The 484-nt window shown below is 66.5% G+C and carries 1 protein-coding gene; it reads right to left on the bottom strand.

Annotation, left to right across the window (positions count from 1 at the left end):
- Positions 1-4 precede the first annotated feature (4 nt).
- On the bottom strand, positions 5-484 hold a 480-nt coding region (locus GVL52_RS28650), incomplete at its 5' end, for a hypothetical protein (RefSeq protein WP_200847977.1).

The following is a 484-nucleotide window of genomic DNA, read 5'->3' as shown; positions in this document are numbered from 1 at the left end:
ATCGTCACCTGAGGGCTTTTAGACGCACGCTGGCGCCTTCGATCTTCAGATGGTCGCTAGCGTGGTCGGTGAACGCCTTGAGATCCCTGCGGGTCAAATCGACCCCCTGGGCCTTACAGGCGTCGACGCATGCCTTTCGATCGAGCGTGATCCAGCCGTCACCCGCCGTTGTCCCCGGCATCGCTCGCACGATCGCAACGAACTTGTCGAACTTCGTCGCCGGGAATGGCCCGGTGTTCCTAAGAGGGTCCGCCTGTGCACGCGGGGCGCGAGGAGGGTTCGCCTCGGGCGATGCAGCGCCACCATCCTGCCCACGCTCCGACGTTGCGGCCTGCGCGCTGCGCGGCTTTGGTGCCCGGGTAGGCGACCTGGCGCTTGCAGCGGATCGCAACGTTGCGTCCGGCGTGTGCTCTTGCCGTCCGACGCCGTCGCTGTCTTGCGCCACAGCCGCAGGTGGGGAAAACTCGCGCGCGACGGAGATGTC

This window comes from Rhizobium sp. 18055, assembly GCF_902706285.1.
GTDB lineage: Bacteria > Pseudomonadota > Alphaproteobacteria > Rhizobiales > Rhizobiaceae > Rhizobium.
This window is presented reverse-complemented; position numbering and strand designations above follow the sequence as displayed.